We start from the raw sequence: 8,427 nt of genomic DNA, 5'->3' as shown, positions 1-8,427 counted from the left end.
ACACCGACCGCGTTATGCCCTATTTACAGGGCATGCGCGAACATTGTGGGAGCGGCCTTGTGCCGCGATGGGCCGCAAAGCGGCCCCAATACAGGCGATGGGGTGAGACGTTTACTGCGGGGGATCAGCGCATCATCTCGATGTACCTGATCACCGCAGGTGCCTTTTCGAAACGCCGATGAATCAGGCTCAGCCATGAGCTGGCCTGGCAATCGGCGATACGCCGGTAATTCACCTGCGCCAGGCTGATGCGCTGCACGACCGACTCCGGCACCACGGCGATGCCCTGGCCCAACGAAACCAAAGTGATTACTGCGACCAGGCTGCCGGGTTGCGGGCCGAGCCGTGGCACGAAACCACCTTGTGCCGAGACTTCGAGCGTGCCGGAAATCTGCTCGGGGAGGATAAAGGTCTCATTGGCCAGGCGTGATGCCGGGATCTGTGGCAACTCATTGATCCGCGAGTTGGCAGGCAGGGCGAGAACGAAACCTTCCTGGTGCAGGGCGATGGCTTCCAGTTCTTCCGGCAGCTCCATCGGCGAGCGCACGTAGGCGAGGTCGAGCAGGCCATCGCGCACCTGTCCAGGCAACTCCAGCATTGGCAGCTCGCGGATGTTCAGGCGTACGTCTGGGTGGCTTTCGCTAAAGCCGGTCACCTGCCGCTGCAGCATGCCCGAATACGCGGCAGAGGCCACATAGCCCATTTCGATACGCCCGCTTTCGCCGCGCCCTGCACGCTGCGCGCCCAGTTGTGCGGCATCGAACTGGCGTACGGCCTGTTCGGCTTCGATCAGCAATGCCTGGCCTGCAGCGGTGAGGTTCACCTCGCGTTGGCTGCGCTCGAACAGGCGCACGCCCAGCTCGCGTTCCATGTCCTGGATCTGCCGGCTGAGGGTAGGCGGAGCGATGCCCAGCTGTTCTGCGGCACGGGTGAAATGGCCGTGCTGGGCGACGCAGAGGAAGTAGCGGAAATGGCGGATTTCCATGCGGTGTTACCTGCAAGCTAATGACGCGGGCCACTGTGGCTAACAAGCCGTGGGGCTGATGGCGTTAGGGTGAGGACAACACTACAAGGCTGGTGCCATGTCGGCAAAGGTATCGTTGGTGCCCGTGATATAGACCCTGTGGGAGCGGGTTTACCCGCGAAGAAGGTGACGCGGTATATGGCACCGGCTTTGCCGGTGTTCGCGGGTAAACCCGCTCCCACAGGTCCGTGCAATGCCACTGAATGACACCAGGCCCCATGACAACCAGCCCGCCTTCGGAGCCTCGCCATGCCCACGCCTGCTTCCCCGCGCTTCACCCTGCTCACCGCCTCACTGGTCTGCGCACTGATCATCCTCGACACCAACATCGTCGCCGTCAGCCTGCCCAGCATCGCCCGCGACCTGTCCGGCGCGTTCGCCGATATCGAATGGGTGGTCAGCGCCTACCTGCTGGCCTTCGCCGCCTGCCTGCTGCCCGCCGGCAGCCTGGCCGACCGCTTTGGCCGACGCCGCCTGCTGCTGATCGGCCTGGCGGTGTTCGGCATCGCCTCGCTGGCCTGCGGCGCAGCCCCCAGCTTAATGTTCCTCAACCTGGCCAGAGCAGCCAAGGGCATCGGCGCTGCCATGCTGCTGACCTCGGCACTCGCGGCCATCGGCCACCGCTTCCATGAACCCCAGGAACGCCTGCGCGCCTGGGCCTTCTGGGGCGCCTGCATGGGCGCCACCATCACCTTCGCGCCGCTGCTCGGCGGGGTGATCGCCAGCACGCTGGGCTGGCGCTGGATCTTCTACATCAACCTGCCATTGGTGGCGGTGCTGGCTGTGATGGTACTGCGCAGCGTCGAGCCGTCCCGCGACAGCGCCGCAGCACGCCTCGACCCCTGGGGTAGCCTGACCTTCGCAGGCAGCCTGGGCTACCTGATCTGGGCAATGATTGACGCCAACCAAGCCGGTTGGGGCAGCGCCCAGACCTTGGCGCGGCTGCTGATCAGCGCATTCCTGTTCGGCCTGTTCATCATGGTCGAACGCAGCCAGACACGGCCGATGATCGACCTGCGGCTGATGCGCAGCGGGCGTTTTGTGGGTGCCCTGTTGGGCATGTTCGGCTACGCGGCCTGTGCCCAAGTAATGATGACCCTGCTGCCGCTCTACCTGCAAAACGGCCTGCAACTGTCGGCCCTGGCGGCAGGGGCGGGGATGCTGCCGTTCGCCGTGGCCATGCTGCTGACACCCCGCCTGGGCATGCGCTTGGCCACTCACCTGAGCCCGGCCCAGGTGTTCGCCCTCGGCCTGTTGCTGGTGGGCGCGGGCAACCTGCTGTGTGCCTGGGCCGCTGGCTACGGCGGCTACAGCGCTTTTGCCCTGGCCAGCGTGGTGCTGGGCGCGGGGGCAGGGCTGCTCAATGGCGACACGCAGAAAAACATCATGGCCTGCGTGCCCCGTGAGCGTACCGGCATGGCCTCGGGGCTGAGCACCACCACGCGCTTTGGCGCGATCGTGCTGGCCATCGGTGTGCTCGGCGGCGTGCTCGCGGCCCGTAGCGGCCAACTGCTGCACGAGGCCGTGGCCGCCGTGGCGCCCGCGCATTTGGGCGAGGTTGCCACGATGGCCACGCGCGTTGCCGCGGGCGACCTGCAGGCGGCTTTAGCCGTGCTGGACCCTGGCCTGCGTGAGGCAGTGGCGCCCTTGGCCCGCCAGGCCTTCATCGGAGGGTTTGAAGCCGTGTTGCACGTGGCGGGCGTGGCGGCGCTGTTGTTCGCGGTGCTGGTCGGCGTGTTACTGAGCCGACCCCTGCCGGCCCTGCAGGATGCACGTTTAACCGAAGGCTAGTGATGAGGCCTCGGGCGCAATGCGATTGTTTCTTCTTGACGCGCAACTAATTCAATTGGCAAATGTCATTGACTGCGCGCCAATTCAGGCTGAAGAAGGAGCTTCACATGCACAATGACGACGTAACTGCCCCAACCATCGAACTGCCTCCCGGCGTGTTCCCTCCGATGCCCGGTTATACGAATGCAGACCTGCTGTTTGTCATGAACCAGCCCATCGAAGCGCTGCTTGAACAACACAATGTCGACCCTGGCTTGATTCGCGAAACCAGCATAGCCCTGGTCAGCCATGTCTATGCGGTGTTTGAACGAGAAGATGTCGACTACCAAATCGCCACTTGGTATCAGAAGCCCTATGACGAGCCCTCCAAGCGTGCGCGCAGCGTCGAAATCATCTCGGAACAGTTCGGGGTATTTGCAATAAAGGCTGCCGCCGAATCCTTGAAAGGCTCGCCATTGCTGCATCTGGGTAAGGACTTTTATATGACGTTCGTCAGCTTGGCGGGTACTTCCATCAAAGCGCACATTCTGAAGTTGAATGACCGCGACGACGGGGCACAGTCAACGCAGGAATAGGGCGCACGGTAAGCCTGGACGGCGGTGTGGGAGGCTCAATAGCGCGCGTGTGACGTGTGTTGCGCAGAAACCTGAAAATAAATGAGGTGTTTTCTCATTCTCGTTCGGCCTGTAGAGAAGGCCGGAATACAGGCCAGTCTGCCAGCACTCCACGGAGCGAGAAAATGAGTTCGACCCCGGTTCCACAGCGCCACCCCTTCAATCGTGCCCTGCACGGCGCTTTCTTGGGGTTGGTTGTCAGCAGCTATGCCTTGCCGTCGCTTGCGCAACCCTTGGCCACTGATCACAACAACCAACTGCAGCAGTGGAACATCCCGGGGGGCCCGCTGGCGCCGGCGCTCGACCGCTTTGCGCGCCAGGCGGGCATCAGCCTGTCTTACGATGCGCAGAGCATCGGCAACCGCACGACCCAAGGCGTCCAAGGCACGCTCGAGACGCCGGCAGCACTGTCGTCATTGTTGCAGGGGACCGAGTTGCAGCCAGAGCAGCAAGGCCCGAATGCCTACCTGATCATTCCGCAAACCAAGCCTGCCGGCCCGCTCGAACTTGGCGCGACCGAGGACTATCGCCTGGCGCCCGTCATCATCAATGCCAAGGTTAAGGCCAGCGCTGACGACGACGCCGACTCGGTGGTCGCCAAAGAGCTGTGGGTGGGTGGCAAAGTCGCGACCAGCATCCTCAACACGCCCGCGTCGGTGTCGGTGGTTACCCGCAAGGAAATGGAGCAGCGCAGCGTCAGCACCACCGAAGAGGCCCTGCTCTACACCCCAGGCGTCATCAGCGACTTCTACGGCTCGGACGACCGCAACGACTACTTCCAGATCCGCGGCTTCCAGGCCACCACCTACCGCGACGGCCTGACCTTAAGCTCCATGCGCGGTGTGCGCGAAGACCCCTACGCCTACGAGCGCATCGAAATTCTGCGCGGCGCCAACTCCACCCTGTTCGGCCCGGCCGACCCCGGTGGCTCGGTGAACTTCGTGACCAAACAGCCCCGCTTCGAGCAGTTCGGCCAGGGCTACGTCACTTACGGCTCCTACGACCATGCCGAGACCGGCATCGATGTTGGCGATGCGCTGAACGACGAAAAAACCGTCGCCGGTCGCTTCACCGCCAAGATGCAGAACAGCGACCGCGAGTACGACCACTCGCAAGACGACAACCGCTTCGTGATGGGTGGCCTGACCTGGGCGCCGACCGACTACACCTCGGCCACCGTCATCCTGGACTACCTGAAAACCGACAGCTCGCCCAACAGCGGTGGCTACCCGCTGGACAAGGAATACGACCGCAGCGATTTTTACGGTGAGCCCAGCTACAACTTCCACAACGTCGAGCGCACCAGCCTCAGCGGCAACATCACCCACGACTTCGACAACGGCTTCGTGCTGCGCAGCAACCTGCGTTACAGCGAGCTGAGCGATGACTTCGGCTACGCCTACCTGAGCGACAGCCCTACGCGTGTTGGCACCACGATCCCACGCTACGTGTTTGGTACCGACAGCGATGCCGACCAACTCAACGGCAACCTGATGTTGCAATACGATGCCCAGTTCGAGCACATCGACAGCAGCACCCTGGTGGGTGTGGAGTACCTCGACTCCACCACCAAGCAAAGCTCCGTCTACGGCCTGGCGCCTTCCATCGATATCGCCAACCCAATCTTCACCGGCGTGCCGGGCGATATCTCGCCGTATACCCGCAAAAAGAATGACGCCACGACCAAGGCTGTTTTCCTGCAGCAGAACTTGTCGTTCTACGACCGCGTCATTGCTACCGCAGGTGTGCGTAACGACTCCATGGACTTGTCCAGCAAGGAATACATCGGCGGCGCCTCGAGTGAAAACGACAGCTTCTCCGAAACCTCTTACCGCGGTGCGTTGACCTACATCGTCAACGATGAAGTGTCGACCTACGTGAGCATGGTGGAATCCGTTTCCCCGCCGCAGGTTGGCGTTACCCCGCAAACGGGCCGGCAGTACGAAGTGGGCATTAAGTATTCGCCCATGGGCATGGATGCGTTGTTCTCTGCAGCCATTTATGACCTGACGCAGGAGAACGTCACCATTGCCGTGGTGTTGCCGAGCGGCATCATCGAACAGCAGACGGTGGGTGAGTCTCGCGTGCGCGGCTTGGACCTGGAAGCCAAGGCGCAGGTGACGCAAGACATCAGCGTGATCGGGGCTTATTCGTATATGGAGTCTGAAGTGCTGCGTGGGTCGTTGTATGACGGCTCGTCGCTGAAGGGTAAAGAGTTCACCACGGCGCCGAAGCATTCTGCCTCGCTTTGGAGTTACTACAGCATTCCTGATACTGACGTGAGCGTTGGGCTGGGGGCGCGGTATGTGGGCGGGTATTACATGGATGCGGCCAATACCAAGAAAAGCGATGGGACCACGCTGTTTGATGCGGCTTTGAATTACAAGATTGCCAAGGGGACCGACCTTGCGCTGAATGTGAGCAATCTGTTTGATGAGCAGCATGTGGTGGGGTCGGGGACGGCGAACTATTACAACCCGGGGCGTGAAGTCACAGCCAAGTTGAGTTATAGCTGGTAAGGCGATTTCTGGATTGTGAAGTGCCCGCCGTATGGCGTAATGCTGTTCACTTAAGTTATCCATCGCCTGTATTGGGGCCGCTTTGCGGCCCATCGCGGCACAAGGCCGCTCCCACAATGTTCGCGCATGCCTTGTAAATAGGGGTATAACGCGGTCGGTGTGGGAGCGGCACCGGCATTCTTAAGTGAACAGCATTACGCCGTATGGCGGGCATTGCCAACATCCTTGTGTAGACGCTTTTTCCAATGAGAGACTAAGTAGTCGATCTAACGAGTGGGATTGCAGGTCGGCACCTGCATCCACGGAGAAAGCATGAGAAAAGTCGATCCTCAGAAACACCAGGCCAAGCTGCAGCACATCCTCGAAGCCGCTGTGGCGTGCTTTGCCGAGAAAGGTTTTCGCGGCACTTCGACCAACGAAATCTGTGCAGCTGCGGGGATGAGCCCAGGCAACCTGTTCCACTACTTCCCCAACAAACAGGCCGTGATCGAGGCCATTGTGGAGGAAGACCGGCGCGAAATGAGCGAACGCTTCGCCCAACTTGCCGAAGAGCCCGATGCCATTCTGGCAATCGAGCGATTGGCCAAAGACCTCCTCAAACAGTGCGCCGACCCTCTCTACGCAAAGATCGGGGTCGAAGTCGTTGCCGAAAGCATGCGCAACCCCGAGATGGCCACCTTGTTCGCGGCCAGCGAGGCTTCGATCAAGGGCGACCTGGTAACGCTTCTGCGGCGGGGGATCGCCCAAGGTCAGATCGATGCATCCCTGGATCCGAAGATCGCTGCCACCTGGCTCATTGCACTCATTGACGGTGCAGTCTCCCGCTCCGTGCTGGACCGGGACTTCAAGCCCAAAGCCTATACGCCAACGTTGATGCGCATGATCCGGCGCTTTCTCGAATAAACCGTCGCGCGCCGTTCTAGCGATTGCAGGCCGGTTGCCCCATGGATTGGGCGTGCAGCCGGACCACGCGTTGGGCCGCAAACAAGGCCAACAGGGGCGCCAACGCGAACACGCCAAACAGCCAAGCTGCAGCGCTGGCCGTACCCACGATACCGCCTGGGTCCGTCAGCCCGGCAAGGTTTGCCACCATGCCGGCCAGCGCCGCACCGAGTGCTGTGGCAAACAGTTGCACGGTTGTGATGGACGCTGCAGCCAAGCCCTGCTCGCCAGCTGACGCGACCTGAAACACGCGGGTCAGCAGGTGCGGCCAAGCCAGGCCCACCCCCAACCCGATGGCGACCAGGGCCAGGCAGATGGGCGTGATCGTCAGCCAGCCACCTGCACTCTCGGCTCGAATCAGAACGGCAAGCGTCACCATCCCGGCCAACCCAAGGATCGGGCCGGCGAGGATGGCGCGCCTGACGCCGTTGTCACTCGCCCCAGCACTGGCAAGCGAGCCGAGGGTCCACCCGGCAGCCATGAGCGCGGCAAGATAGCCGGCGGCGAGGGGGGATTGATGGTGAAGCACCTGAAGGAACAGCGGCACGAAAATCTCGCCACTGGTCACGGCGACGGCCAGCAGCGACATCGTCGCATACAGTGCGCCCAACGCAGACGTGACGCTGAAAGCACCTGTCGGCAGCAGCTTATGGCGTGAGCGGCTTTCCGTGCCCATCAGCAGCGCGGTGAAGATAACGGCGGCGCCCAGCCCGGCGATGTTCCAGAGCAGGCCAGGCAAGACACTGCCGGCCGAAACGGCCAACACTGCCAACGTCAAAAACAGCAATTGGGCCAGTGGCAGCGGCGCGCGGCCAACGCGTTCATCGGTGCGCTTGGGCAGCACAACGGCCGCCAGCAGTGCGAACAACACGGCAACGGGGATAAGTGACCAGAACGCGGCGCGCCAGGCGCCGAGCTCGGCGAAAATACCGCCGACTGCCGGGCCGACCAACGTCGCCACCCCCCACATGCCCGAAACCAGCGCCATTGCCCGCGGCCATAACGCTTCATCGAAAACCAGCCGGATCATGGCGTAGGAGAGGGCGAACAAAAACCCTCCGCCGAGCCCCTGAACCAGGCGGCCGGCCAACATGATCGGCATCGATGGGGCAAACGCACACAGCAGCGCGCCGCTGGCAAACACCAGTGTGGCGATGATGTAGGCGCCTCGCGGCCCCGCACCGCCAAGCAACCGCGCCGACAATGCCGAACCAAGGATTGAGGCAGCGACGAACAGCGTGGTATTCCACGCGTAATAGTCGATGCCGCCGATGTCCCTGACCACTGAAGGCAGGATCGTGGTGGCAATGTAGACGTTGATCGCATGCAGCACGACGCCCCCAGCCAAGGCGAGCGAGCGCACGCCATTGGTGCCTGACAGCAGGGCAGCCCAGCCTGCACTGGCCGGGCGGTTATCCACAGGCGTGTGCCGTTCTGGCATGGGTTGCGAACCTGAATCAGGTGAGGCGTGATGCTTGTTCATGTCGGCTCCACTTCGTAAGTTCACCCGCCATTGCGAGTAGGGTTTGCGAAGGCA

General features: G+C 62.1%; 6 protein-coding genes. 4 read left to right on the top strand and 2 right to left on the bottom strand.

The features are described 5' to 3' along the window. Positions 1-124: 124 nt before the first annotated feature. On the bottom strand, positions 125-985 hold the full coding sequence (locus OO306_RS19315; protein WP_265969640.1) for a LysR family transcriptional regulator: 861 nt from the start codon (positions 983-985) through the stop codon (positions 125-127). Positions 986-1,273: 288 nt separating this feature from the next. Between OO306_RS19315 and OO306_RS19310 the strand changes: the two genes are divergently transcribed. The 4 genes from OO306_RS19310 (at position 1,274) to OO306_RS19295 (ending at position 6,851) form a co-directional block, all read left to right on the top strand. After that, the gene (locus OO306_RS19310; RefSeq protein WP_265969639.1) at positions 1,274-2,815 is read left to right on the top strand and encodes an MFS transporter; all 1,542 of its coding nucleotides are present in this window, start codon (positions 1,274-1,276) and stop codon (positions 2,813-2,815) included. A 107-nt stretch (positions 2,816-2,922) separates the two neighbouring features. Beyond that, complete coding sequence (locus OO306_RS19305; protein ID WP_238215358.1) at positions 2,923-3,390, top strand: hypothetical protein; 468 nt, start codon at positions 2,923-2,925, stop codon at positions 3,388-3,390. 164 nt (positions 3,391-3,554) lie between these two features. Further along, positions 3,555-5,948: a TonB-dependent siderophore receptor gene (locus OO306_RS19300; RefSeq protein ID WP_265969638.1), complete on the top strand. Its 2,394-nt coding sequence runs from the start codon at positions 3,555-3,557 to the stop codon at positions 5,946-5,948. A 312-nt stretch (positions 5,949-6,260) separates the two neighbouring features. Further along, entirely contained in the window at positions 6,261-6,851 is a 591-nt protein-coding gene (locus tag OO306_RS19295) for a TetR/AcrR family transcriptional regulator (RefSeq protein WP_265969637.1), read from the top strand. Between the two features lie 16 nt (positions 6,852-6,867). Here OO306_RS19295 and OO306_RS19290 read toward each other — a convergent pair whose 3' ends face one another. Beyond that, a complete protein-coding gene (locus OO306_RS19290) occupies positions 6,868-8,331 on the bottom strand; it encodes an MFS transporter (protein WP_265969641.1) in 1,464 nt (487 codons plus the stop codon). Between the last annotated feature and the right edge of the window lie 96 nt (positions 8,332-8,427).

This window comes from Pseudomonas sp. DCB_AW (assembly GCF_026240895.1).
Classification (GTDB): Bacteria; Pseudomonadota; Gammaproteobacteria; order Pseudomonadales; family Pseudomonadaceae; genus Aquipseudomonas; species Aquipseudomonas kermanshahensis.
Note: the sequence above shows the minus strand (reverse complement) of the source record. Positions and strands in the feature narration are given on the sequence as shown.